General features: G+C 64.3%; 19 protein-coding genes. 12 read left to right on the top strand and 7 right to left on the bottom strand.

Annotation, left to right across the window (positions count from 1 at the left end; translation table 11 throughout):
* Positions 1–140: 140 nt before the first annotated feature.
* Genes K5607_RS10040 through K5607_RS10015 form a run of 6 tightly spaced genes read left to right on the top strand, consistent with a single transcriptional unit; the run spans position 141 to position 7,161 of the window.
* Positions 141–2,288, top strand: coding sequence for an ABC transporter substrate-binding protein (locus tag K5607_RS10040; protein WP_246598820.1), 2,148 nt, complete (start codon positions 141–143; stop codon positions 2,286–2,288).
* A 34-nt stretch (positions 2,289–2,322) separates the two neighbouring features.
* Positions 2,323–2,718, top strand: coding sequence for a type VII toxin-antitoxin system MntA family adenylyltransferase antitoxin (gene mntA, locus K5607_RS10035; protein WP_054773128.1), 396 nt, complete (start codon positions 2,323–2,325; stop codon positions 2,716–2,718).
* Positions 2,708–3,169: a type VII toxin-antitoxin system HepT family RNase toxin gene (hepT, locus tag K5607_RS10030; RefSeq protein WP_054773129.1), complete on the top strand. Its 462-nt coding sequence runs from the start codon at positions 2,708–2,710 to the stop codon at positions 3,167–3,169. The genes mntA and hepT overlap by 11 nt, the downstream gene beginning before the upstream one ends.
* Entirely contained in the window at positions 3,166–4,143 is a 978-nt protein-coding gene (locus K5607_RS10025) for an ABC transporter permease (RefSeq protein WP_221046937.1), read from the top strand. Before hepT ends, K5607_RS10025 begins: the two co-directional genes overlap by 4 nt.
* A gap of 2 nt (positions 4,144–4,145) precedes the next feature.
* Positions 4,146–5,537 carry an ABC transporter permease gene (locus K5607_RS10020; RefSeq protein WP_246599018.1) on the top strand — a complete coding sequence of 464 codons (1,392 nt, stop codon included), beginning with the start codon at positions 4,146–4,148 and terminating at the stop codon, positions 5,535–5,537.
* Positions 5,538–5,541: 4 nt separating this feature from the next.
* Positions 5,542–7,161 (top strand): ABC transporter ATP-binding protein, encoded by a 1,620-nt coding sequence (locus K5607_RS10015; protein ID WP_054773130.1) that lies wholly within the window; start codon positions 5,542–5,544, stop codon positions 7,159–7,161.
* Positions 7,162–7,225: 64 nt separating this feature from the next.
* On the opposite strand, the gene K5607_RS10010 is transcribed toward K5607_RS10015, so the two are convergent.
* Together K5607_RS10010 and K5607_RS10005 are read right to left on the bottom strand one after the other, a co-directional pair.
* Positions 7,226–7,915: an OmpA family protein gene (locus tag K5607_RS10010; RefSeq protein ID WP_221046936.1), complete on the bottom strand. Its 690-nt coding sequence runs from the start codon at positions 7,913–7,915 to the stop codon at positions 7,226–7,228.
* Between the two features lie 48 nt (positions 7,916–7,963).
* The gene (locus K5607_RS10005; protein ID WP_054773133.1) at positions 7,964–8,392 is read right to left on the bottom strand and encodes an exosortase system-associated protein, TIGR04073 family; all 429 of its coding nucleotides are present in this window, start codon (positions 8,390–8,392) and stop codon (positions 7,964–7,966) included.
* A 192-nt stretch (positions 8,393–8,584) separates the two neighbouring features.
* Here K5607_RS10005 and adk point away from each other — a divergent pair, with 192 nt between their 5' ends.
* From adk to K5607_RS09975, 6 genes are all read left to right on the top strand, one after another.
* A complete protein-coding gene (gene adk / locus K5607_RS10000; RefSeq protein WP_054773135.1) occupies positions 8,585–9,229 on the top strand; it encodes an adenylate kinase in 645 nt (214 codons plus the stop codon).
* Between the two features lie 135 nt (positions 9,230–9,364).
* The gene (gene leuC / locus K5607_RS09995) at positions 9,365–10,870 is read left to right on the top strand and encodes a 3-isopropylmalate dehydratase large subunit (protein WP_221046935.1); all 1,506 of its coding nucleotides are present in this window, start codon (positions 9,365–9,367) and stop codon (positions 10,868–10,870) included.
* 2 nt (positions 10,871–10,872) lie between these two features.
* Positions 10,873–11,511, top strand: a complete 639-nt coding sequence (gene leuD / locus K5607_RS09990; protein WP_221046934.1) for a 3-isopropylmalate dehydratase small subunit — start codon at positions 10,873–10,875, stop codon at positions 11,509–11,511.
* A 27-nt stretch (positions 11,512–11,538) separates the two neighbouring features.
* Entirely contained in the window at positions 11,539–12,624 is a 1,086-nt protein-coding gene (gene leuB, locus K5607_RS09985; RefSeq protein WP_221046933.1) for a 3-isopropylmalate dehydrogenase, read from the top strand.
* Positions 12,625–12,637: 13 nt separating this feature from the next.
* On the top strand, positions 12,638–13,660 hold the full coding sequence (locus K5607_RS09980) for an aspartate-semialdehyde dehydrogenase (RefSeq protein WP_221046932.1): 1,023 nt from the start codon (positions 12,638–12,640) through the stop codon (positions 13,658–13,660).
* An 81-nt stretch (positions 13,661–13,741) separates the two neighbouring features.
* Positions 13,742–17,092 (top strand): FimV/HubP family polar landmark protein, encoded by a 3,351-nt coding sequence (locus K5607_RS09975; RefSeq protein WP_221046931.1) that lies wholly within the window; start codon positions 13,742–13,744, stop codon positions 17,090–17,092.
* Between the two features lie 53 nt (positions 17,093–17,145).
* Here K5607_RS09975 and K5607_RS09970 read toward each other — a convergent pair whose 3' ends face one another.
* The 5 genes from K5607_RS09970 to K5607_RS09950 all read right to left on the bottom strand — a co-directional run bounded on the left by K5607_RS09970 (position 17,146) and on the right by K5607_RS09950 (position 24,851).
* Positions 17,146–19,311: a RelA/SpoT family protein gene (locus K5607_RS09970; RefSeq protein WP_221046930.1), complete on the bottom strand. Its 2,166-nt coding sequence runs from the start codon at positions 19,309–19,311 to the stop codon at positions 17,146–17,148.
* A gap of 276 nt (positions 19,312–19,587) precedes the next feature.
* Positions 19,588–20,820 carry an HlyD family secretion protein gene (locus K5607_RS09965; RefSeq protein ID WP_221046929.1) on the bottom strand — a complete coding sequence of 411 codons (1,233 nt, stop codon included), beginning with the start codon at positions 20,818–20,820 and terminating at the stop codon, positions 19,588–19,590.
* Positions 20,821–20,848: 28 nt separating this feature from the next.
* Entirely contained in the window at positions 20,849–22,363 is a 1,515-nt protein-coding gene (locus K5607_RS09960; RefSeq protein ID WP_221046928.1) for an efflux transporter outer membrane subunit, read from the bottom strand.
* Complete coding sequence (locus K5607_RS09955; RefSeq protein ID WP_221046927.1) at positions 22,360–23,955, bottom strand: DHA2 family efflux MFS transporter permease subunit; 1,596 nt, start codon at positions 23,953–23,955, stop codon at positions 22,360–22,362. Before K5607_RS09955 ends, K5607_RS09960 begins: the two co-directional genes overlap by 4 nt.
* The gene (locus tag K5607_RS09950) at positions 23,952–24,851 is read right to left on the bottom strand and encodes a hypothetical protein (RefSeq protein WP_221046926.1); all 900 of its coding nucleotides are present in this window, start codon (positions 24,849–24,851) and stop codon (positions 23,952–23,954) included. The genes K5607_RS09955 and K5607_RS09950 overlap by 4 nt, the downstream gene beginning before the upstream one ends.
* Positions 24,852–25,135: the final 284 nt, after the last annotated feature.

Genomic DNA, 25,135 nt, shown 5'->3' with positions numbered 1-25,135 from the left:
GCGGAAAATCGTGTAGCCGCGCAGTATCACCGAGGCCAGCCGGCATGTCCAGATGGGTGGTTTGGTGCCGCTGGCCGTTGCCGCTAGAATGGCGTTTTCCGCGTGGCTCGACAGGGGCGTTGCATTCAGTGATGGGGCGTGTGTGGTGGACGATAGGGTGGCTGGCCGTCCTGGCCGCGGGCCTGGCCGGTTGCGACGGCGCGCCTTGGAATAGCCCTTATTCGACCGTCGACGCCGCGGCCAACACGCTGTATTCGTCCTTTTCCGAACAGCCGAAACACCTCGATCCGGCGCTGTCCTACAACGTCAACGAGTTGCAGCTTATCGCCCAGGTGTACGAAACGCCGCTGCAATACCATTTCCTGAAAAAGCCTTACACCCTGATTCCTTCGGCGGCGGCCCTGCCCGAGATCACTTACCGCGACGCGGCGGGGGCGGCGTTGCCCAAGGACGCCGACGAGGCCTCCATCGCCTACAGCGATTACGTCATCGCGGTGACGCCGGGCATTTTGTACCAACCCCATCCCGCCTTCGCCCGGGACGGCGCCGGACAGTATCTGAATCACGATTTGAGCGAAGCCCGGTTGCGCGACATTCGCAGCATCGGCGACGTCGGGCAGACCGGCACGCGGGAGCTGGTGGCCGAGGATTTCGTTTACCAGATCAAGCGGTTGGTGCACCCGAAAATCCATTCGCCGGTGGCGGAGCTGATGAAGCAATACATCGCCGGCTTGGCGGAATTGGAGCAAACCCTGGCGGACGCCTACGGCAAACAGGCGGGCGGCTATTTCGACCTGCGCCCTTTCGCCTTCGAGGGGGCGCAGGCGTTGGACAAATACCGCTACCGCATCCGCCTGAAAGGAAAATATCCGCAGTTTCGCTTTTGGTTGGCCATGACTTTCTTCGCGCCGGTGCCGTGGGAGGCGGAGCGTTTCTACAGCCAGCCCGGCCTGCGGGAAAAGAACATCACCCTGGACTGGTTTCCGGTGGGCACCGGGCCCTACATGATGACGGAGAACAATCCCAACCGGCGCATGGTGTTGGCGAGGAACCCCAACTTCCACGCCGAGTACTATCCCGACGAAGCGCCGCCGGAGGATAAGGCGGCCGGCTTGCTGGCCGACGCCGGCCGCAGGCTGCCGTTCATCGACCGCGTGGTTTACATCTTGGAGAAAGAAACCATCCCCTACTGGAACAAATTCCTGCAAGGGTATTACGATGCCTCCGGCGTCGGCTCCGACAGCTTCGACCAGGCTATCCAGTTCAGCCAGCGCGGCGAGGCGGGGTTGACGCCGGACATGGCTGCCAAGGACATTCGCCTGGAAACGTCGATTACCCCGTCGGTGTATTACATGGGGTTCAATATGCTCGACCCGACAGTGGGCGGGCTGGACGAGGCGCATCGTAAATTGCGGCGGGCGATTTCCATCGCCATCGATTACGAGGAGTTCATTTCCATCTTCCTCAACGGCCGCGGCATTCCGGCCCAGGGCGTGCTGGCGCCGGGCCTGTTCGGCTACACCGAAGGCGAGGCCGGCATCAATCCTTACGTTTACGATTGGGACGGCCAGAAGCCGAGGCGCAAGTCCATCGACGACGCCAAGCGGCTGCTGGCCGAGGCGGGATACCCGGAAGGGCGCGACGCGGCCACGGGCCAGCCCCTGGTGTTGTACCTGGACGCCTCTTCCGGCGGCGCCGACGACAAGTCCTTGTTCAACTGGTACCGCAAGCAATACGCCAAGCTGGGCATCCAGCTGGTGATCCGCACCACCGATTACAACCGCTTCCAGCAGAAGATCCGCGACGGCAACGCGCAGATATTCGTTTGGGGCTGGCACGCCGATTATCCCGATCCGGAAAACTTTTTCTTCCTGCTGCACGGCGCCAACATCAAAGTGGGCAAGGGCGGCGAGAACGCCAGCAATTACCAGAGCCCCGAGTTCGACCGGCTCTACGAGAAAATGCGCAATATGGACGATACGCCGCAGCGCCAGGCGCTTATCGACCAATTGCAGGAAATCGCGCGCCGCGACGCGCCCTGGGTGTTCGCGTTCCACCCCCAGGACTTCGCCTTGCACCACGGCTGGTACAGCAATCTCAAGCCTACCACCATGGCCTACAACAACCTGAAATTCCGCAAGCTGGACCCGGCGAAGCGGCAGGCGGCCCGAACCGCTTGGAACGAGCCGTTGGTGTGGCCCTTGTGGCTGGGCTTGGCGGCATTGATCGCGGTGGTGGCGCCGGCTTGGCTGGCCTATCGGCGGCGCATGGCGGAGCGCGTCCTGTAATGTGCGTGGCCGCATCAATTATCAAAGGCGAAGGATGAACCGCGCAGCGATCATTGAAATCCTGCAAGCCCGCCTGCCGAATTTGCAGGCCATCTATGCCTTTGGCAGCCGGATTGCGGGTACGGCACAAGCCGGCAGCGACCTCGATCTCGCCGTGCTGGTGGCGGGTTACGCCGACCCGCTGGTTCTGTGGGAGTTGGCGGGCGATCTGGCGGAGCTGGCCGGCTGCCCCGTGGATTTGCTCGACCTGCGCGTCGCTTCCACCGTGATGCAGTACCAGATTGTCACCACCGGCCAACGCTGGTGGGCTAGAGACGCGCAAGCGGCTTTGTACGAGGCCGCCATCCTCAGCGATAAGACCGAGCTGGATACGGCTCGCGCCGGGCTGCTGGCCGATATCGCAAAATCCGGGAGGGTTTATGGCCGATGACGTGCTCATCAATAAGGCCGCCACTATCGAGCGGAGCGTCGGACGCGCCCGCGAGGAATACCAGCGGGATCCGGCCGGCTTCGGCGCGGATTTCACCCGCCAGGACGCGGCCGTCTTGAACATCCAGCGCGCTTGCGAGGCGGCGTTGGACATGGGCCAGCACCTGATACGCCGCGAAAAGCTGGGGGTGCCGCAAAGCGCCCGCGACGTGTTCGCGTTACTGGCGCAGGGCGGCTGGATCGAGCCTGCGCTGGCCGACGGGCTCAAGCGCATGGTGGGGTTTCGCAATATCGCTGTGCACGATTACCAGAGCTTGCAACTGCCTATCACCGTGAACATCATCGAAAAGCACCTCGATGAATTCCTGCGCTACAGCCAGACGCTGCTGCAACGCGATGCGGCCACGGCCACGGCATCGGGAGCCAGCGATACAATTGGAAATCGCTCATGATCCAATACATCATCCGCCGCCTGCTGTACGCCATTCCCATTTTGATCGGCGTCAACTTGCTGACTTTCCTGCTGTTTTTTGTGGTCAACAGCCCCGACGACATGGCCCGCATGCAGCTGGGCCAGAAGCACGTGACCCAGGAGGCGGTGGAAAAATGGAAGCACGAGCGCGGCTACGATCTGCCGCTGTTCTGGAACGGCCAAGCGCAGGGCGCCGATAAGCTGGCCGAGACGATTTTCTACCGCAAATCGGTCAATCTCATGGTATTCCGCTTCGGCCAGTCGGATACCGGCCGCAATATCGCTAGCGACATTCAGGAGCGCATGTGGCCGTCGTTGGCGATTTCCGTGCCCTCCGTCGTGATCGGCGTGACCTTCAATATCGCCTTGGCCCTGCTGGTGGTGTTTTTTCGCCAGACCTATCTGGAGTTCTGGGGGCTGGTGCTATGCGTCATGCTCATGTCGGTATCGTCGCTGTTCTACATCATCGGCGGCCAGTACGTCGCGGCCAAGCTGTTGCAACTGGTGCCCATCTCCGGCTACAGCGAGGGATGGGGGGCCATCAAGTTTCTGCTGTTGCCGGTGTCGATCGGCGTAGCGTCCGGCATCGGCTCGGGCGTGCGCTGGTATCGCGCCTTATTTTTGGAAGAGGTGGAAAAGGACTATGTGCGCACCGCCAGGGCCAAGGGTTTGTCGGAAGCGGCGGTCCTGTTCCGCCACGTGCTGCGCAACGCCATGATCCCGATTTTGACCGGCGTGGTGGTGCTGATCCCGTTTTTGTTCATGGGTAGCCTGTTGACCGAATCGTTCTTCAGCATCCCCGGCCTGGGCAGCTATACCATCGACGCCATCAATCGCCAGGATTTCGCCATCGTCCGCTCCATGGTTTACCTGGGCTCGGTGTTGTACGTGGCCGGCCTGCTGTTGACGGACATTTCCTACACCCTGGCCGATCCGCGCGTGAGGTTGTCGTGAGCATGGGTCGCTTGACGCTGTTTTGGACCGACGCCCTGGTGTATTTGCTGGTCGCCATGGTGGCGGGCTTCATTTGGTACGTCGGCAGCCGCGAGCATTTGCGCCGGCCTTGGCGCCAAATCGTCGGCGACAAGGTCGCCATGGTGTCGTTGCTGGTGCTGATGGCTTTTTCCGGCATCGGCTTGCTGGACTCGGTGCATTTCTACCCGGCGGTGGAGGAGGGGAAGGGCGGCAACGAGGCCATCAGCCTGTTCGATTGGTGGGCCACGCCCATGCGCACCCACGACGAAAAAACCTATTCGCGGCCGTTCGCGGCGGTGTCGTATAGCCGCGAGTTTTTGGTGCGCCCCGACGGCAGCCAGGGCTGGGAATACCCCCGGTTGGCGCATGGCGGCGCTCATTTGCGCGATCCGGATGTGGAGCGCGGGCCCGATATCGCGCGCACCGTCGCCGACGGTTTCGTGAAAGGGGGCTTGCTGTGGGCGGTTTGCGCTGCCGGCTTGTGCGGCTGGTTGACGGTGCGGGGCGGGCGGAGCTGGTGGCGCACGCTGTGGGATGTGGCGGAGGACCGTACCGAAACGCCTTGGCGGGCCCTGTTGGCGACTTTGCTGCTGCTGCTGTCCTGCGGTTGGGCGCTGGCGGAACTTAGCGCCAGCTACCATGTGCTGGGGACCGACAAGGTCGGCCAGGACGTTTTCTACCAGAGCCTCAAGAGTATTCGTACCGGCTTGGTGATCGGCACCTTGACCACGCTGGTGATGCTGCCGTTCGCCTTGGTGCTGGGGATTTTGGCGGGGTTTTTTCCCGGCTGGGTGGACGACGTCATCCAATACCTCTACACGACGCTCAATTCCATTCCCAGCGTGCTGCTGATCGCCGCGGCCATCCTGATGATGCAGGTGTATATGGCCAACCACGAGGCGGATTTCGCCAGCCTGGCGGTGCGTGCCGACCTGCGGCTGCTGTTTCTTTGCGGAATCCTGGGGGTTACCAGTTGGACCGGCCTATGCCGGTTGTTGCGGGCGGAAACCTTGAAGCTGCGGGAAATGGAATTCGTGCAGGCGGCCCGCGCGCTGGGCGTGCGGCCCTGGGTGATCCTGGCCCGCCACATCCTGCCCAACGTGCTGCATATCGTGCTGATCTCCGTGGTGCTGGATTTCAGCGCCCTGGTGCTGGCGGAAGCGGTGCTGAGCTATGTCAACATCGGCGTCGATCCCACGACGCAAAGCTGGGGCAATATGATCAACAGCGCTCGCTTGGAATTGGCCCGCGAGCCGGTGGTTTGGTGGTCCTTGGCGGCGGCGTTCACTTTCATGTTCGCCCTGGTGTTGGCGGCCAATCTGTTCGCCGACGCCGTGCGTGACGCGCTGGACCCGCGGCGGGCGGAGGTTTGACGCCATGAGCCAGCCGTTGTTGTCGGTGGAAAACCTGGCGGTGGAGTTTCGCAACGGAGGGCAGGCGGTGCGCGCGGTGGACGGCGTGAGCTTCCGCATCGCCAAGGGCGAATGTTTTGCGTTGGTGGGCGAGTCCGGTTCGGGCAAGACCGTTACGGCGCTGTCGGTGTTGCGCTTGCTGGTGGCCGGTGGGCGCATCGTGGGGGGCAAGGCGGCGCTGGAGGGCACCGATTTGTTCCGTCTCTCGGAATGGGACATGTGCCGGGTGCGGGGCAGTCGGGTCGGCGTGGTGTTTCAGGATCCCATGACTTTCCTCAACCCGGTGCTGACCGTGGGGCGGCAGATTGCCGAGGCGGTGGCGCTGCATCGCGGGCTCAAAGGCGACGCCTTGCGGACGCGCGTGGTGGAGCTGTTGGACATGGTGGGCCTGCCCGATCCGCAAAGCCGCTACGGCGCCTATCCGCACCAGCTTTCCGGCGGCCAGCGCCAGCGGGTGATGATCGCCATCGCCTTGGCCGGCGAGCCGGATCTGCTCATCGCCGACGAGCCGACGACGGCTTTGGACGTGACGTTGCAGGTGCAGATACTGGGGTTGCTCAAGGAACTGCAACAGCGTACCGGCATGGCGCTGTGGCTCATCACTCACGACCTGGGCGTGGTGGCGCAAATCGCCGACCGGGTGGCGGTGATGCAGTCAGGCCGCATCGTCGAGCAGGCGCCCTTGAAAACCTTTTTCGAGCGTCCTCAGCACGAGTACACGCAAAAGCTGCTGAATTCCCTGCCGACCGTCGACGGCTGCGGCCGGCGTCCGGCGCCCGAGGAGCGGCGGCCTTTGTTGGCGGTGGAGGATTTTCGAGTGTATTACCCGGTGCGTAAGGGCGTGTTCCAGCGGGTGGTGGATCACGTCAAGGCGGTGGACGGCGTTTCCTTTGAACTGGAACCGGGCAGCACCCTGGCGTTGGTGGGGGAGTCCGGCTGCGGCAAAAGCACTTTGGGCAAGTCCCTGTTGGGCCTGATTCCTCATCATGCCGGCGCCATCCGCTTCGACGGCGAGGACGTCACCGTGGCACGGGGGGAAAAGCGGCGGCGCTTGTGTGCCCGGATGCAGATCGTGTTCCAGGACCCTTATTCGTCGATGAATCCGCGTTTGATCGTCGGCGACATCGTGGCGGAAGGCTTGGATTCGCTGTTTCCGGACATGACGCGGGACGAGCGGCGCGAGCGGGTCGAACGTTTGCTGGTTCAGGTGGGTCTGCCGCCGGAGGCCAGGCTGCGGTATCCGCACGAGTTTTCCGGTGGCCAGCGCCAGCGCATTTGCATCGCTCGGGCTTTGGCGGTGGAGCCGAAATTGTTGGTGTGCGACGAGCCGACCTCCGCTTTGGACGTGTCGGTGCAGGCGCAGATCATTCGCCTTCTGAAGCAGCTGCAGGACGATCACGGCCTGAGTTATCTGTTCATCAGCCACGATTTGGCAGTGGTGGCGGAGTTGGCGCACCGGGTGGCGGTGATGCGGCAAGGGCGGGTGGTGGAGCAGGGGGACGCGCGCCAGGTGCTGTTGTCGCCGGGGCACGACTACACGCGCCGCTTGTTGGCGGCGGTTCCCCGGTTGCCGGGGCGAAGGTGATAAAAAAGGCGGAGCCGTTGCCGGCTCCGCCTTCGGGTAACGTCTAACCGGTTTGGTTAAAGCGTTACTTCGGGTACGGCTGGTAAGCGTGAACCTTCACGTCGTCGCGACGGTTGTTCGCATTGGCCGTATGGTCGGGGCCGCCGGCTTTGCCGTAAGCGACGTCCTGCACCACGGTGTGAGAGTCGATACCGTGTTTCTTCAGGATGTCATGCACGGCATTGGCTCTGCGGGCCGCCAAGTTCTTGTTGGGAGCATCGCCGCCCACGGTGTCGGTGTAACCAATCACTTCCACCGTCAGAGGGTGGTGGAGACGGGACAGGTCCAACAGGTGGTGGAGGGCTTTTTCATCAACGCTACGCGGCGTTGCGCTGCCCGTGTCGAAATGCGCGATGGTGACCAGCTCGCCCTTGATGCACACGTCCGGGTGGCGAACGCAGCGATCATGCCAGCCTTCCAGGTGCTTTTCAGCCGCCTGGCGGTGCTTGAGGGCGCGATCAGCGGCAGCAACGGCAGCCTGTTCGGTGTCGATGTTCCAGTAATGGTCGTCAGCCCACCATTGGCGAATCTTGCGCGTTTCAGCCAGATTCTCTTCAGACAGGGTTTCGTGATACATGAACTGGCCGAAGTCGTCGGCTACCACGGCGCTGATCTTGGAATCCAGCGTGGCGGTATTTTTCGGGTGGGTGGAGCAGCCGCCCAGCAATCCGATCATGCTGACAGCGGTCAAAAATTTTAGCGTTTTCTTGTTCATTGGGAATCCCCTGTTCTCGTTAGTGATAATCCGTGGATATGGGCAAACTTATTCAAGGCGCAGCTCTTCGCCGTCATCCAGCGGGCCCAAGGTGGTCCAGTGGAGCGGGAACGCGGTGCCGAAATAGCGGGTGTCTTCGCTAAAACGTTCCCAGGGATAGCCGGGGGATACGAAATCCGCGGTGGAGAACGGCGAAGTCAGCATATCGGCCACGCCGACCAGCGTGCGACTTACACCTTCGAAAGCACCGCGCAGGGTGCCCAGGGAAATGCCTACCAGGATATTGCTGTCGCTGGTGTGATTGATGACGTTTTTGGGGAGTTCCAGCATGCCCATGGTCATGTTGGCGAAGCCGTGGGACAGTTTGTCGGGGAAACTGGCTCCATAACCATCGGAACCGGCCGCCTGGCATTGCGCGCTAAAGGCGAACACGATCGCCAAGACGGGTAACAGCCAAGTTACTTTGTAACGCTTCATAGCTATCTCTCCTGGTAAAGGAATTATTTTGGTTGCGATGGGCATTCGTTTGACCATCTGCGCCGAAGTATAGACCAACATTGCGCATACACGTAAAGGCTTAGGCAGCGCTTGGTCGCGGTTGGTCGCCGCGGATGACGTTATAGCGGCGTTTGTGGCAGAATAAATGGTTTTCACCGCGAGGAAATGCCGATGCGCGTCATCCTGCTTGGCGGTCCCGGTTCCGGCAAAGGTACCCAGGCCAAGTTCATTACCGAGAAATACGCGATACCCCAGATTTCCACGGGCGACATGCTGCGCGCCGCGGTGCGGGAAGGCACGCCCATGGGGTTGGCCGCGAAAAAAGTCATGGACGCCGGCGGCTTGGTGTCGGACGACATCATCCTGGGCTTGATCCGCGAGCGCATCGCTCAGGACGATTGCCGCAACGGCTTCCTGCTGGACGGCTTTCCCCGCACCATCGCTCAAGCCGACGGTTTGGCGGCGATGGGCGTGGAGCTGGATCGCGTGGTGGAGATCGCTGTCGACGACGAGGAAATCGTTAAGCGCATGAGCGGCCGGCGCGTCCATCTGGCTTCGGGCCGCAGTTATCACGTGTTGTACAACCCGCCCAAGGTCGAAGGCAAAGACGACGCGACCGGCGAGCCGCTGGTGCAGCGGGACGATGATCAGGAAGCCACGGTGCGCAAGCGCTTGGAGGTTTACCACGAGCAGACCAAGCCGTTGGTCGATTATTACGCCCAGGCGGCCGCCCAAGGGCGGGCGCGCTTCGCGACGGTTCCGGGCGTCGGCAGCGTGGAAGAAATTCGCGACCGGGTCTTCGCGGCTTTGGGATAAAGCCGCTGCAGGCCGCTAGCGGCGCGCCGTGGCGCGTTGTGAAGGCCGGGGCCAGCCGCTAGAATAGCGTTGTCGGCATTTCTTTAATTTTCAGACCGCCCCGCTTGCCGGGGCGGTTTTTTCCGCTCAAAGCGTATGCCTGGTAAAACACTTTACGACAAATTGTGGGACGCCCACGTGGTGAGCGCCGATGCGGACGGCTCGGCGCTGATCTATATCGACCGCCAGTTATTGCACGAGGTCACCTCGCCGCAGGCTTTCGAAGGCTTGCGTTTGGCGGGGCGCAAGCCATGGCGAGTTCAAGCCAGCCTGGCGGTGGCCGACCACAACGTGCCGACGGCCGGGCGCGAGCAAGGCATCGCCGACCCGGTGTCCCGCTTGCAAGTGGAAACCCTGGACAGCAACTGCGCCGAATTCGGCATCACCGAATTCCGCATGGACGATCCGCGCCAAGGCATCGTTCACGTCATCGGGCCGGAGCAGGGCGCCACCTTGCCCGGCATGACCATCGTTTGCGGCGACTCCCATACGTCCACCCACGGCGCTTTCGGCGCCTTGGCTTTCGGCATCGGCACCTCCGAGGTTGAGCACGTGCTGGCTACCCAGTGCTTGGCGCAGAAAAAGGCCAAGAACATGCTGGTGCGCATCGAAGGGGCGTTGGGCCGGGGAGTGACCGCCAAGGACCTGGTGCTGGCCGTGATCGGCAAGATCGGCACCGCCGGCGGCAACGGGCATACCATCGAGTTCGCCGGATCCGCCGTCCGCTCCCTGAGCATGGAAGGTCGCATGACGGTCTGCAACATGGTCATCGAGGCCGGCGCCCGTGCCGGTTTGGTGGCGGTTGACGACGTCACCATCGATTATCTCAAGGGCCGTCCCTATGCGCCGCAGGGCGCTTTGTGGGATCAGGCCGCCGCCGCTTGGCGCCAGTTGCACAGCGACGCAGACGCCCAGTTCGATCGCGTGGTCGAATTGGACGCCGCCGCTATCCAGCCGCAAGTGACCTGGGGGACCTCTCCGGAGATGGTTGTGCCCGTGGGCGACAAAGTGCCGGATCCCGAGGGGCAGGCCGATCCCGTCAAGCGGGAAAGCATGCAGCGGGCTTTGCGTTACATGGGCCTTCAGCCGGGGACGCCGATTACCGCGATCTCCGTCGATCGGGTTTTCATCGGTTCGTGCACCAACTCCCGCATCGAGGATTTGCGCGCCGCCGCCGAGGTCGCCCGCGGGCGCAAGGTTGCCGCCGGCGTCAAGCAAGCCTTGGTGGTGCCCGGTTCCGGCTTGGTCAAGAGCGAAGCGGAGAAGGAAGGGCTGGACAAGATTTTCCTGGAGGCCGGTTTCGAATGGCGCGACCCGGGTTGTTCCATGTGCCTGGCCATGAACGCCGATCGCTTGGAGGAAGGCGAGCGCTGCGCATCCACTTCCAACCGCAATTTCGAAGGGCGGCAGGGCTACGGCAGCCGTACCCACCTGGTTAGCCCCGCCATGGCCGCCGCCGCCGCGGTTGCCGGGCACTTTATCGACGTGCGCGATCTGCCCGCTGTGCCCGTTGCCGCCGCTCCCGTGGCGGAGGAGCCCGCCCCGGACGACGCCGTCGCTCCTGCGAACGTGGCCGGCGACGCCGAGACTGGAGCTGAGTAACCATGAAACCGTTCAACCGCATCACCGCCCGCGTGGCGCCCCTGGATCGCGCCAACGTCGATACCGACGCCATCATTCCCAAGCAGTTCCTCAAGTCCATACGCCGCGCGGGCTTCGGCCCTTATTTGTTCGACGAATGGCGTTACCTGGACCGGGGCGAGCCGGAGATGGATTGCACTCATCGGCCGCGCAATCCGGATTTCGTGCTGAACAAGCCTTGTTATTTCCGCTCCCAGGTTTTGCTGGCGCGGGAGAATTTCGGTTGTGGCTCGTCCCGCGAGCACGCGCCCTGGGCTTTGGAGGACTACGGCTTCCGTGCCGTCATCGCCCCCAGCTTCGCCGACATTTTTTACAACAATTGCTTCAAGAACGGCCTGCTGCCCATCGTGCTGGATGCCGCGCAGGTGGATTTGCTGTTTAAGCAAGCGGGCGCCGGTTACCAGCTGACCATCGATTTGCCCAGCCAGACGGTGGTGACGCCTTACGGCGAAGTGTTCCATTTCGACGTGGACGCCAGCCGCAAGCATCGGTTGCTCCATGGCTTGGACGACATCGGCCTGACTTTGCAGCAAGCGGAAAAAATCCGCGCTTACGAAACGCGCCGGGCCCAGGAAGCTCCCTGGCTGTTCCCGGCCGCTTGATCGTCCCCCCGTGATTTGGATGCAACTATGAGCAAGAAAATCGCAGTATTGCCCGGCGACGGCATCGGCCCGGAAATCGTCGCCGAAGCCCTGAAGGTTCTGGACTGCTTGCGCAGCGATTTCGGCGTGGACGTGGAAATCGAGCACGCCCTCATCGGCGGCGCGGCCTACGACGCCACCGGCACGCCGTTTCCGGAGGAAACCCTGAAACTGTGCCGGCAGGCCGACGCGGTGCTATTGGGCGCCGTCGGCGGTCCCAAGTGGGAGCCGCTGGATTACTCCGTGCGCCCCGAGCGCGGCTTGTTGGGCCTGCGCGCCGAGCTGGAGCTGTTCGCCAACCTGCGTCCGGCCATCCTCTATCCGCAGCTGGTGGATGCCTCTACCTTGAAAGCGGACGTGGTGTCCGGGCTGGACATCATGATCATCCGCGAGCTGACCGGCGGCATTTATTTCGGCAAGCCGCGCGGCGTGCGCACCAACGACGCGGGCGAGCGGGAGGGCTACAACACCCTGGTGTACAGCGAGTCGGAAATCCGCCGCATCGCCAAAGTCGCCTTCGATGTGGCGATGAAGCGCAACAAGCGCCTGTGCTCCATCGACAAGGCCAACGTGCTGGAGTGCACCGAGCTGTGGCGCCAGGTGGTGGTCGAAACGCATAAAGACTACCCCGAGGTGGAACTGAGCCACATGTACGTGGATAACGCCGCCATGCAGCTGGTGCGCAATCCCAAGCAGTTCGACGTGATGCTGACCGACAACATGTTCGGCGACATCCTGTCCGATTGCGCCGCCATGCTGACCGGCTCCATCGGCATGCTGCCGTCGGCGTCCATGGACAAGAACGGCAAGGGCATGTACGAGCCCATCCACGGTTCCGCGCCGGACATCGCCGGCAAGGGCATCGCCAATCCCATCGCCACCATCCTGTCCCTGGGCATGATGCTGCGTTATACCTTCAACGACACGGTCAATGCCGACCGTATCGAAAAGGCCGTGGCGCAGGCTTTGGAGGAGGACCACCGCACCGCCGACATCTATTCGGAGCACACCATCAAGTGCAGCACCGTCGATATGGGCAACGCCATCGTCGGCGCCATGCGCGGGCAAGAATGAGCAGGTCGAGAAAATGAGCAAGACTTACGATGTAGCAGTACTCGGCGCCACCGGCGCGGTCGGCGAAACCATGCTGTCCATCCTGGAACAGCGCAAGTTCCCGGTGGGCAACGTCTATCCCCTGGCCAGCAGCCGCTCCGCCGGCGGTCGCATCGAATTCAACGGCAGTCATTTGACGGTGCAGGACGTGGAAACCTTCGATTGGTCGAAGGCGCAAATCGGCCTGTTTTCCGCCGGCGCTTCCGTGTCGGCCCGTTGGGCGCCCATCGCTGCCAGCCACGGTTGCGTGGTGATCGACAACACTTCCCAGTTCCGCTACGACGACGACATTCCGCTGGTGGTGCCGGAAGTGAACGCCCACAAGATCGCCGAGCACAAAAATCGCGGCATCATCGCCAATCCCAATTGCTCCACCATCCAGATGCTGGTGGCGCTCAAGCCCATCCACGACGCGGTGGGCATCGAGCGCATCAACGTCTGCACCTATCAGGCCGTGTCGGGCACCGGCAAGAAGGCGATCGAGGAGCTGGCCGGCCAGACCGCCGCGCTGCTCAACGGCAAGCCCATCGAGCCGTCGGTCTATCCCAAGCAGATCGCTTTCAACGTGCTCCCGCAAATCGACGTGTTCATGGACAACGGCTACACCAAGGAAGAAATGAAAATGGTGTGGGAGACGCGCAAGATACTCGGCGACGACAGCATCCAGGTGAATCCCACCGCCGTGCGCGTGCCGGTGTTTTTCGGCCATTCGGAGGCGGTGCATATCGAAACCAAGAGCAAGATCACGGCCGACGCGGTCCGGGAATTGTTAAATAAGGCGCCCGGTGTGGTGGTGCTCGACACGCGCGAGCCCGGCGGCTATCCCACCGCCGTCACGGAGTCCGCCGGCGAGGACCCTGTGTTCGTCGGCCGCATTAGGGAGGATATTTCCCATCCGCGCGGCATCAACCTCTGGGTGGTATCGGACAACGTGCGCAAGGGCGCGGCCCTGAACAGCGTGCAGATTGCCGAGGAACTGGTAAAAGGGTATATGTAGGCTAACATACTCTCGCGAGTACAACGGCCCAGCGCGGGCGTGGCAATGAATCCCGAAAGGTAAGGACGAGGAGACGGCGTAGTGCAGAAGATTTCCAAGACACTGGCCATCATGGGACTGATGACGCCACTCAGTGCCGCCGCACTGGGTACCGGTGAAATTAAGCTGTATTCCGCGCTCAATCAAAGGCTCAATGCGGAAGTCGCCTTAGTCACCTCGTCCGGCGAATCGCTGGAGGACCTGCGCGTCAATTTGGCTCCCGCCGAAGCCTTCGCCAAGGCCGGCATCGAGCGTCCCTATTATCTGACGGGCCTGCGTTTCGAAATCGTCTCCAAGGGCCGCACCGCACCGGCGGTCAAGATCACTTCCACGGAAACCATCCGCGAGCCGTTCGTCAGTTTCCTGGTCGAACTGCAATGGTCGCAAGGGCATGTGCTGCGGGAGTTCACGTTGTTGCTGGATCCGCCTTCGATGTTCAAGGATCGGAAGCCGGCGGCGCGCAGCCTCGCTCAAAGGGAGGCTCCGGTAGCCGCTGCCCCTGCCGCCGGCGCGAACGCCGCTCCGGACAGTTTCAAGGGCGCCGCCTACGGCCCGGTGCGCGCGGGAGAGACGCTCTGGTCCATCGCGAAGACCTTGGCTGCTGATTCGTCTGTTTCCATCGAGCAGATGGTCGCGGCTTTGTACGAAGCCAATCCGCAGTCTTTTGAAAAGGGCAGCATCAATCGGATCGCCGTGGGTTCCATCTTGCGCGTGCCCGAACGGAGCGCGGTGTTGAGCTACGGCATTGCCGAGGCGAAAAAGCTGATCGCCGCCGGACATGGCGTCGCCAAGCACGAAGGCGCTCGCCGCGCGGCACAGGCGAAGGCCGAGTCGGCGGCGCAGCAGGAGCCAGCGGGCGATAAGCCGCTGACGCTGCTCGCTCCGGAGCGCAACGCCGGGACGGCGAAAAAGCCGGCCAGCGCCACTGCCAAAGGCGAACTGGCCATGGAGATCGCCGATACCGTAAAGCAGGAGAACGAGAACATCCGTTCCCGCTTGTCCGGTTTGGAGCAACAATTGCAGCTGATGCAGCGGTTGCTGACGCTCAAGGACGAACAGATCGCCGCCTTGCAGGCGGGCAAGCCGATGCCGGCCATACCGGCGAATCTCGAAGCGCCGGCTCCCACGCCGGAAGCGAAGCCTGCCGAGGCCCCGGCCCCGGCCGCGGCTCCGCCCGCCGCCGTGGAGGCCGCTCCCGCCGTCGTCCCGCCGGTCGCCGAAGTCGCTCCGGCTGCGCCCGCTCCCGCGGTCGCCGCTCCGCCTCAAGCGGCCGAAGGCGAAGCCGCCAAGGCGGCAGGCGCGGCGTCCCCCGAGTCTCCGGCCGCTCCGGTAGCGGCGCCTGCCGCCGCCAGCGAGCCGTCCGCCGCGGCGATTCCGCCGCAGCCCGCGACGCCGGCCGCCGCTCAGCCGCCAGCTGCCGCCGCTGCCGAGCCTTCCGCTCCTCCCCCTCCGGCGGCTCCGCCGGCGGCCAAACCGCCCGCACCCGCGCCGCAGCCGGCGGTCGTCGAGGAACCGAGCTTCCTCAGCGATCCGTTTATGGCCGGCATTCTGGGTGCGGTAGGCTTGATGGTCGGGGGCTTGGCGCTGTTGGCGATCAAGCGCCGGCGCGCCGCCCTGGCGGATTTGGATCACGATCTTTCCCAACAGGAAATACGCCCCATCAACGTGGCCCAGCCGGCGGAAAGCGGTTCGCAGGAGTCCGGCGCGGCGGCCGGCCTGGTGTCCTCGTCCCAGCACGGCTCTTTCCTCAGCGATTTTACGCCCAGCGACTTCGACGTACTGGATACGGACAACGAAGCCATCGATCCCATTTCCGAGGCTGACGTTTATTTGGCCTACGGGCGATACGCCCAGGCGGAAGAGTTGATCCGGCAGGCGATCAACGAAAATCCCTTCAGGGACGAATGCAAGCTCAAGCTGTTGGAAGTGTTCTACACCGCGCACAACCGCGAGGCGTTCGAGCAGTACGCGGCCGAGTTGATCGAGGAAAACAAGAACAACGACCAGGATTTTTGGGCGCGCGTATTGGACATGGGCCGCAGCCTGGCGCCGGAAAATCCCATTTTCGGCAGCGGCAAAAACGATCTGCCGCCCGCGCGGCCCGCCGCGCCGCAGCCGGCCCCCGTTGCGGCGGCTTCGGCGCCGAGCGCGGCAGTGGAAGAGCCGGAAGGCGATTTCTCTTTCGATTTTGACATCGAGGAGGCCGCCCCCGCCGTAGGGGCTACGGAACCCGCGGCCGCGGAAGCGTCGGCGGCGCCGTTCGATGCGACGATCATGTCGCAAAGCCCGATGGCCGCGGAAGTCGAGCACGCGCCGTTAGCTCAACCTCAGGAAGATGTCGGCGGCTTGAGCTTCGATTTGGGCGGTTTCGACGTTCAGCCGGAAGCGCCGGTTGCGGCGATTTCGACGGCACCCGCGCCCGAGGACACCGAGCCGTCCCTGGCGTTCGACGTGTCGTTGCCCGGCGACGGCGCTTTCAGTTTCGCCGGTGCGGCCCAGGCCGCCGAGCCGGAGCAGCCCCCGGCCGCCGCCGCGTCTCCCGAAGCGGTCGAGCACGAGCCTTCCTTGGCATTCGACGTATCGCTCGAGGACGATAGTTTCAGTTTCGCGGCGGCGGCTCCGGCTCCGCCGGCGGAACCGGAAGCCCCTGCGGCGGCCGTAGCGCCTGCCGAAGAGGCCGAACATGAGCCCTCCCTGGAGTTTGACGTATCGTCCCTCGACGACGGCGGCTTCAGCTTTGCCGGCGTGACGCAGCCCCCGGCGGCGGAGATCGGGTCTTCCAGCGATGACGACGACGCCGGTTTGAGCTTCGATCTGGGTGGTTTCGATCTGCAGCCCGAGGTGCCGCCGGCCAAGGCGGAATCCCCCAAGGAGCCGGCAGAGGACGAGCCGTCCTTGGAGTTCGACGTGTCCTCCCTCGACGACGGTGGCTTCAGCTTCGCCGGGGTGGTCCAGGCCCCTTCGGCGCCGGATGTCCCGGTCGAAGAAGAGCAGGGGCGCAGCCTGGATTTCGATATGTCGCCCATGACCGCCAATCCCGCTCCGGCGGCGGCGCCCGCTGCGGCCAAGGAAACAACCGAGCTGGATTTGAGCGAGTTTGCCAAAATGGCGCCCTCGGCGTCGGCGTCCGCCGCCGTGCAGGACGACGAGTTTAGCTTCGACATGAACTTCGATATGAGCGGCCAAGCTTTGGCCGAGCAAAACGCCGAAGCGGCTCCGGAATCGGTCGAAGTCCTGACCGATATGGACGAGGTGGAGACCAAGCTGGATCTGGCCAAAGCCTATGTGGATATGGAAAATCCGGAAGCGGCTAAATTGATGCTGGAAGAAGTCCTGCAGCAAGGCGACGAGCGACAAAAGCTCGAAGCCGGCGAGTTGTTGGCTCGGCTATAGGCTCATCCGAGCGCCACGCATCGGCGGTGCGTGGCGCTCTTCCCTTGATTTCGTCAGACCGTATTGCAGCGCACGGTCAGTATCCCCTCCAGACCGCGAATCCTCGCCAAGGCGATTTCCAGCGTCCGGTCGCCGCTAGCCTGTTCTACGCCGATGTGCATCGTGACTTGTCCATCGTTCGGGTTCGTGTAGCTGAATGCCCTGGAAATATTCAGGCGCTCGTTGGTCAACGTCTGGGTCACGTCCCGCAGCAGGCCGCGCCGGTCCTGGGCGGTCACTTGCACCTCCACCTCGGTGGCTTCCTCGGTTCCCGACCAATAGGCATCGATCAACCTCTGCCTTTGCGTTTCGTTCAAGCGGCCGATATTGCCGCAATCGCGCCGATGCACGGCCAAGCCACGGGTAACGCTGATATAGCCGACCACTGGGTCGCCCGGTTGCGGCTTGCAGCAGCCGGCCAGGTGGGTGACGGGATTGGGGATGCCGGGTATGCAGACGCGGTTGGCCTTGGCCGCTCCGGCCGCCGCCGCTTTGGCCGGGGCGGGGCGCAGCGGCACGCTGCTCGGCGCCGGCCCCAGTTGCCCGGCCAATTGCGCGGCGGTGATTTCCCCTCGTCCCACCGCCGCCAGAAAATCTTCCCAGCGCTTGTGACGGTATCTGTCCAGCAGGGGTTTTTGTTCGATCTCCCGTAATCCGATCCTCTGCCGCTCCCGGTCGAGGATGGCTTTGCCCTGACGCCAATCGTGCTCGTAGTCCTGCTGGCGGAACCACTGGCGCACTTTGGAACGGGCGTCGGCGCTGTGGAGAAAACCGGAGGAGGGCTCGAGCCAGTGCCGGCTCGGCGCCGCGCGGCTGCCGGTGAGAATCTCCACCCGTTCGCCGGATTTGAGGGCGTAAGTGAGCGGCACCATGCGGCCGTTGACCTTGGCGCCGCGGCAGCGATTGCCGACCTCCGTGTGGATGGCGTAGGCGAAATCCAGCGGCGTTGAGCCCTGCGCCAGGCGCACGATACGCCCCTTGGGGCTGAGCACGAACACATCGCTGCCGTGGGCTTCCAGGCGGAAGTTTTCCAGCAGGGTGTGATCGTCGCCAGGGCTTTCCAGCAGGCCGCGCAGCAGGGCGATATTCCGCTCGAACGCTTCGTCGCGGTTGCCGCCGCCTTCCTTGTAGCGCCAATGGGCGGCCACGCCGTACTCGGCGAAGGTGTGCATCTCGCGCGTGCGGATTTGAATTTCCACCGGCTTGCCTTCGGGGCCGACGACCACGGTATGCAGCGATTTGTAGCCGTTGGGCTTCGGGTTGGCGATATAGTCGTCGAATTCCTTGGCGATATGCTGCCAATGGCTGTGCACCATACCCAACACGGCGTAGCAGTCGCCGATGCTTTCCACGATGACGCGCACGGCGCGCAAGTCGTAGAGTTCGTCCATGGCGACGTGCTTGCGCTCCATCTTTTTCCAGATGCTGTGGATGTGCTTGGGACGGCCGTAGACTTTGGCCGCGACGCCCTCGCTGACCAGCAGGCGGTTCAGCTCTTCCGTGAAGTTCTGCACGTAAGCTTCCCGCGCGCTGCGGGTTTCCGCCAATTGGCGCGCCAGGTCGCCGTATTCCAGCGGGTGCAGGTAGCGGAAGGACAGGTCCTCCAGTTCCCATTTCAGCTGGGCTACGCCCAGACGGTTGGCCAGGGGCACGAAAATGTCCAGGGTTTCCTGGGCGACGCATCGGCGCACGGCGTAGTCCTCGCGCGCCAAAATGCGCAGCCTTTCCAGACGGTAGGCGAGTTTTATCAACACCGCCCGCACGTCGTTGACCACCGCCAGCAACATGCGCCGCAGCAGCTCGGCTTGTTCCGGCTCCAGCAGGGCGGAGTCGCGGCAGTCGGCGAACGTGTTGAGCCAATTGGCTTTGTGCACCAGCTCGGCCACCTCGTCGCCGAAGCGGCGGCGCACGGCGTCCTCCGGCAACGTTTCGCGCAGCCAGGGATCGCACAGCAGGGTGGCGAGTAGGCTGGGGGCGTCGGTTTTGAGCCGCTGCATCACCAGGGCCGCATCGACGCCGCGCGGCCGCGACCGCGCATCCTTGGCCGCCGCCTCCAGCGCCAGGGACAAGGCTTCGGCGATCAGCTCCCCTTGCTCGGGGGAATGCCCCCGGCACAATTGCTGGCGCAGGTCGGCTTCGTCGTGGCGGGCGTCGGGTTCCTGGACGGAGGTTCGGGACATAGCGAGTGATCGGGTGCGGACGGGTTTGCGATTTTGCCTTGGATCGATGGGTTCCGACACCGGGCGGCGCGTGCCGGCCGTCTCGGTCGGATACGGCGTCGTTAGCCGCAGCGGGGACGTTTGCCCGGAAAGCGGGCATCGGCAGATACGGCTTTCCGCCGCGGCGGGATCCGTCGGCCGTTGCGGTAATATCCGGTGCGGACGCTCAAGTGTCAATGCGCGCCTCCATCGCACGGGCTGCGCGACGGAAGCAAAACGGCTGCTGCCGAGGAGGACTTACGGTTTCGCCCGGGGGGCGGCTGGCGGGTTGGTTAGGGCGGGGGTTGTTTCGCAGGCGCCGGGCGGAGGCTCGTTATCCTGGCGCAAATTGGCCGCGACGATCGCCGCGGCTTGCCTGTGCGCAGCGTCCAGCTCGCCGTCGAACACGTCGGTGGCGTATTCCTGGCCGCCCGCCGCGGCGAGGGAGTCGTTGGCCGGCATCCCCGCTTCGTCCACGCGGATGGATGTGACGGTGGAAAGGCCGGGCCGCAACGGTTGCTTGAGTAAGTCGTCCCGATGCAGGGCGATTCGCACCGGCACACGCTGGACGATGTGGATGAAGTTGCCGGTGGCGTTGTCGGGCGGCAGCAGGGCGAATACGCTGCCGGTACCGGGCATGATGCCTTCCACGGTGCCGCGGTAGCGGTGGCGCGTGCCGTACAGGTCGACGCTCACCTCGGCCGTTTGTCCCGGCCGCACCCGCTTCATTTCCGTTTCCCGCAAATTGGCTTCGACCCACAGGTGGTCCAAGGGCACCAGCACCAGCAACAATTCGCCGGGATGCACCCGATCGCCCACTTGGGCTTTGCGCTGGGCCACGTAGCCCGATACCGGCGCGCGGATTTGCTGCCGGCTGAATTCCAAATACGCTTCCACGTAGCGTTGCTTGGCCGCTTCCACTTCCGGATGGGCGACGCGGTCGGTTCCTTCCACCTTGGCTTCCACGGAGCGGAGTTCCGCCACGGCCTCGCGCCATTCGGCTTCCAGTCCGGCCATCTGGTCTTCGGCGTTTTGCAGCACTTGCTCGGACACCGAGCCGCTGGGAATCGCTTGGCGGTATCGCGCCACGTCGTGGCGCACCCGGGCCAGCTGCGCGGCGCGGGTGGAGAGTTTTTGGCACAGCTGCCGGCGGGTGGCGAACAGCGCGCCTATGCCCCGCACCGTTCGCCCCAGGTCGCCGCCGGCACGGCCGAGGGCGGCCTGGGCGCGGTGCTCGTCGAGACGGATCAGCAGATCGCCTTTGTTCACGTAACGGGTTTCCTCGGTGAGCACCTGGGTGACGACGCCGGTGGCGTCCGCTTCGACGGGAATGAGGTTGCCGGTGACGAACGCATTGTCGGTGACCAGCCGGTGGCGGCCGTGCAGCCACCAGTAACCGGCGTAGGCCAGCGCGGCGGCGAGCAAGGCCGAAATGACCCAGGACAGGCGGCGGTTGCGGCGGGCGCGGATCGTTCTTGGATGCACTTTCATGGGGTGGTGTCGAATGCGGTCGGCGGAATTAAAGTTCGTCTTGCGGCCGCTGGGCGTCCGTGTTGCTTGGCCCGCCGGCATAACCGCCGCCGAGGGCTTCGATGAGGTCGGCCATGGCCACCAGCCGTTCGGCTTCCAGGCTTTTCAAGGCATATTCCTGGTTCAATACGGCGTACCGCTGGGACAAGGCCGGCCGGCGGTCGTCCAGGCCGCTGCGCAGGCGCTGCTGGGCCAATTCCAAGGCTTCTCGCTGGTGGGCGAGCAGGCGGCTTTGCGCCGCCGCCTCGGCGCTGCTTTGCCGCCAGCCGCTCAGGCCGTCGGCGGTTTCCTGCACGGCTTGCAGCAAGGTGTCGTTGTAGAGCTCCACCGCCTCGTCGTATTCGGCCCGCTGCACCGACAGCTCGCCTCGCAACCGCCCGCCCTCGAAAATGGGCAGCTTCACGCCCGGCGCGACGCCGTAGGCGAAGCTCGAACCGGAGAAAAGCAGGTTGGCGAGGGCGCTTGCCCCTTTGGTCATGCGCAACGCGTTGAGGCCGACGAAGGCGGTCAGGTCCACGGTGGGCAAGAAATTGGCTTTCGCCACCTGGATACGCTGGGCGGCGGCTTCGGCCCGATGCAGCGCCGCCGCGAGATCGGGGCGATGGGCGAGCAATTCCAGGGGTAGGTGGGGCGGCAGCGATATCTCGGCGGGGACGGCCGCCGGGGAAACGAACAGCTGCTGTAGCGCATCGGGACCGCTGCCCGCAAGGCGGGCCAGCAGGTGGCGCTGGACATCCAACCGGTCGCGGACGTTCGCCTCCCGTTTGGCGAGGGCTTCCAGTTCGGTGGCCGCCTGTTTGACCGGATCGGCGGAATCCAATCCGAGGCGAAAGCGCGTTTCGGCGATTTCCCGCAGCTCGTTTTGCACTGCCGCCATGGTGCGGGTCAGCTCCAGTTGCTGCCGCAGGGCGGTTCCGCGGAAATAGCCGCGAGCGATGGCGGCGGTCAGCTGCAACCGGGTTTCGGCCTGTTCCGCTTGCTCGGCCGCCGCCTCGCCCAGGGCCGCTTCCAAGGAGGCGCGGTTCTTGCCCCAAAAGTCGAACTGGTAGCGCAAGCTGAGCGGGTTGATCATGGCCGCTACGATGTTCTGGCCGCGCAGGGGAAAATTGAAGCCGTGTTCGGAAAATCGCGCATTCTGCACTTCCGCTTGCGCATCCAGGAACGGCAGCAAGCGGGCGCCCTCCACCGTGGCCAGGGCTTGCGCCTGGCGCATCCGCGCCGCCGCCGCCTTTAAGCCGGGATTGTCGCGCAGCGCCGTGTCCATCAGGCCGTTCAACTCGGCGCTACCGAAGCGCCGCCACCAGCGGTCGTCCGGCCAAAGGTCGGATACGGGCAGCGGTGCTTGCTCGCGCGCCGGTGCCAGCGCGCTGTCCATGCCGGGCGGGGCGGCCAATTCGGCCCGCTGTCCGCCATCGGGTATCCAGGCGCAGCCCGTCGCCGACAGCGCCAGGGCCAGGCTCAAGGGCACGGCGGGATGACGGCAAGGGAGACGGGGTCGGGTCATGGCTGATCCATGAGTTCTTCGGCGCGGATTTCCCGCAATTCGTCCGCCCGCCTGGGGTGCAGCGGCAGGTGGGTGGGATGGGCCAGCCACACCAGGGCGGCGAGCCCCAGAAACAGGCAACAGGCCATGAGGAACGCGTCGTTCAGCGCCAGGATGGCGGCGTGCTGCTTGAAGGCGCTCGCCAGCTTGCCTTGCGCCACGGCGCTGTCCAGTCCGGCCGACTCCAGCCGCGATGTCGCTTGTCGCCAGAGGTCCAGGGAGGCGAAGCGCCGGCCGCCCAGTTGGTCGGCCAGGTGCAATTGGTGGAACGGGCCGCGGCGGAACAGCATGACGCCCTGCAAGGCGATGCCGAACGCGCCGGCGGCGATACGCAGCATGCCGGCTTCTTCCGCTGCGCGCATGATCTGGCCGGGTGGCAGGCCGTGCAAGGCCAGTGCGGTGAGGGGTGCAAAAAACGAGCCGAGGAAAAAGCCGAACAGCAGCATGGGCCAAAGGATTTGGTCGAAGGATTCCGGGTCGTCGAACGACCCCATCCAGAAAAAGACGAAGGCGAAGCCCAGCAGGTTGAAGCAGGCGAACACGCGCGCATCGACGCCCTTGACGACCTCGTGCATGACGGCGGTGACCGGCGCCGCCGGCAGTATCATGGCCAGGAATAGCACGCCGGCCAGGGACGAGGAATAACCCAGCAACAGTTGCAGCTGGACGATGAGCAGCGACAGCAATCCCTGCACCACCAGGAAGCCCAGGGTGAGGCAGGTGACGCCGACGGCGAAGTTGCGCTGGGCGAACAAGCGGACGTCGAAGGCAGCGTGGGGTTCGTCGAGCTCCCAGACGATCAGGCAGGGCAGCGCCAGGGCGATGGCGGCCATCGCTGCTCGCAGGAATGGCGAGTCGAACCAGTCGAAGTCGTTGCCCTGGTTGAAAACGGTTTGCACGCCGCCCAGCACCAGGCTGAGCAGCAGGAAGCCGACGAAATCGAAACGCCCGTAGCGGCGCTGCCATCCCCGGCCGTGCAGCAGGGCGCCGGTGATGCCCGCGATGGCCAGGGCCACGACGATATTCATGCCGAACAACGCGCGCCAGCCGAATTCGTCGGCGATCCAGCCGCCCATGAAACAACCGAGGGTTAGGGGCGTGACGGTGAACAAGCCCCAGACGCCCAGGCCCAGGGACTTCAGCCGGTCGGGATATTCCTTCAACATCAAGGATTGGCCGATGGGCAGGGTGACGCCGCCAGCGAAACCGAGAACGATCCGCGCCGGCAGGAATAGCCAGATGGAGTCGCTGACGGCGCATAGGGCCGAGGCGGCGGCATAGCCCAGGAACGCCGCGACCCATAGCGGATAGTCGCCGTAGCGGCCGGACAGCCAGCGGGCGATGGGGAAGGCCAGCGCCAGCGCGATCATGAAATCGGTCTGTGCCCAAGTACCCATGCTGGGCGACATTCCCCCCAAGCCGCCCGCCACGTGGGGCATCAACGCGATGTAGGAGCCGGCGTTGAACAGCACCACCATGTGCCCCAGGCCCAAGGTCAGGTTGAGCAGCCAGAAGCGCCAGCCGCGCAGCCGTTTGGCGTAGGCGACCTTCAAGGCGTCGTTCCGGCGTTCGCCGTGAGGCTGGCGCGGTAGTTCGGCGCGACGCCGCGGGCGGCCGTGGGCGCCGACGCCAGCCCGAGTTCGCCCAAGCCCCGGGCGATGAGCCGGGCGCCCGTTTCCCGCACCGCTTGCCGGAATTTTTCCGCTTCGTGGTCGAGGGGATCCGCCGTCCCATCGGCGGGCGCGGAATAATCCTCGGTGGCGGTTCTGCCGATGACCCGTCCGGTGGCCGGATCGACTAGTTTGGCGAGCAGTTGTAATGACATCTGCCCGTTGAACAACCGATACGTCCCGATGCCTATTTCGAGCGCCGCGTCGACGCCGTCCCGCGCGTAGGACAGGTAGTCGATGGGCGAGGCGTCTTGTTCGTACCATCGGCGCACGGCGCCGCGCCACAGGGCGAGGTTGGCGGCGCGGTCGCTCGCGGCCAGCGGCAGCCGGCAATAGTGTCGGCTGGAGACGGTCTTGACGCCGGCCGCCTGCAACTGCGCCGTGGTTTCCAGCGCCAGCTCCAGGGTGGGCGTCCAGTTGTCCCGCAGCTCGGCGACGGCTCCCAGGCCGCCCGCGTCATTCGCGGGATAATCGGCCGTGGGGCAGGCAGGAAACGTCACGGCATCGTCCCGGCTCACCAAGCCGGCGATGAGGACGCCGCCGGGATTGCGGTAGATTTTTTTCTCGAGGAACTGATCGTAGGGCCAGTTGTTGCTTTGGCGATACAGCGGCTGCCGGGTTTCTATGGGATCGGGGTCGACCTCGAGCGGCGGCGGCTCCACGGCCAATACCATGATGTTGTGCAGGCCGGACAGTTGCAGCGCCGACGGCTTGAGGGGAGGGGCTTGGCAGCCGCTTAAGGCGGCGAGCAGAACCAACAGCGTGTGGTGGAGCTTCATATCGAATCGGTATCCTTGGTGATGGAATATGAGCAGCGCCATGGCGCCCGTTCATGCTGTAGGCAAATGCGATGCCAGGGCGGTTTTTGCGTCGAATCCGCCTATTGGAGCGCGATTTCTCGATTCTTCGATGTCAGCATGACAACAAAAGATGTCGGGTCGACATCGTGAGGCGGGACGACGGGCTGGGCCGGGCGGGCCGGTGAAATATCGGCGAAGCAGCCTACGGAGGATGCGGTCGAACGGGCATGCGACGGCTTACCGCGCGCCAGCCGCTAGCGTCG

The organism is Methylogaea oryzae (assembly GCF_019669985.1).
GTDB lineage: Bacteria > Pseudomonadota > Gammaproteobacteria > Methylococcales > Methylococcaceae > Methylogaea > Methylogaea oryzae.
This window is presented reverse-complemented; position numbering and strand designations above follow the sequence as displayed.

What these genes read in the sequence shown, in the direction of transcription:
- K5607_RS09950 (WP_221046926.1), bottom strand. Translation starts at nt 24,851, where the DNA reads ATGAAGCTCCACCACACGCTGTTGGTTCTGCTCGCCGCCTTAAGCGGC.
- leuC (WP_221046935.1), top strand. Translation starts at nt 9,365, where the DNA reads ATGCCTGGTAAAACACTTTACGACAAATTGTGGGACGCCCACGTGGTG.
- K5607_RS10005 (WP_054773133.1), bottom strand. Translation starts at nt 8,392, where the DNA reads ATGAAGCGTTACAAAGTAACTTGGCTGTTACCCGTCTTGGCGATCGTG.
- K5607_RS10010 (WP_221046936.1), bottom strand. Translation starts at nt 7,915, where the DNA reads ATGAACAAGAAAACGCTAAAATTTTTGACCGCTGTCAGCATGATCGGA.
- hepT (WP_054773129.1), top strand. Translation starts at nt 2,708, where the DNA reads ATGGCCGATGACGTGCTCATCAATAAGGCCGCCACTATCGAGCGGAGC.
- K5607_RS09980 (WP_221046932.1), top strand. Translation starts at nt 12,638, where the DNA reads ATGAGCAAGACTTACGATGTAGCAGTACTCGGCGCCACCGGCGCGGTC.
- K5607_RS09965 (WP_221046929.1), bottom strand. Translation starts at nt 20,820, where the DNA reads ATGAAAGTGCATCCAAGAACGATCCGCGCCCGCCGCAACCGCCGCCTG.
- leuD (WP_221046934.1), top strand. Translation starts at nt 10,873, where the DNA reads ATGAAACCGTTCAACCGCATCACCGCCCGCGTGGCGCCCCTGGATCGC.
- K5607_RS10025 (WP_221046937.1), top strand. Translation starts at nt 3,166, where the DNA reads ATGATCCAATACATCATCCGCCGCCTGCTGTACGCCATTCCCATTTTG.
- adk (WP_054773135.1), top strand. Translation starts at nt 8,585, where the DNA reads ATGCGCGTCATCCTGCTTGGCGGTCCCGGTTCCGGCAAAGGTACCCAG.
- leuB (WP_221046933.1), top strand. Translation starts at nt 11,539, where the DNA reads ATGAGCAAGAAAATCGCAGTATTGCCCGGCGACGGCATCGGCCCGGAA.
- K5607_RS09960 (WP_221046928.1), bottom strand. Translation starts at nt 22,363, where the DNA reads ATGACCCGACCCCGTCTCCCTTGCCGTCATCCCGCCGTGCCCTTGAGC.
- K5607_RS10020 (WP_246599018.1), top strand. Translation starts at nt 4,146, where the DNA reads ATGGGTCGCTTGACGCTGTTTTGGACCGACGCCCTGGTGTATTTGCTG.
- K5607_RS10015 (WP_054773130.1), top strand. Translation starts at nt 5,542, where the DNA reads ATGAGCCAGCCGTTGTTGTCGGTGGAAAACCTGGCGGTGGAGTTTCGC.
- mntA (WP_054773128.1), top strand. Translation starts at nt 2,323, where the DNA reads ATGAACCGCGCAGCGATCATTGAAATCCTGCAAGCCCGCCTGCCGAAT.
- K5607_RS09970 (WP_221046930.1), bottom strand. Translation starts at nt 19,311, where the DNA reads ATGTCCCGAACCTCCGTCCAGGAACCCGACGCCCGCCACGACGAAGCC.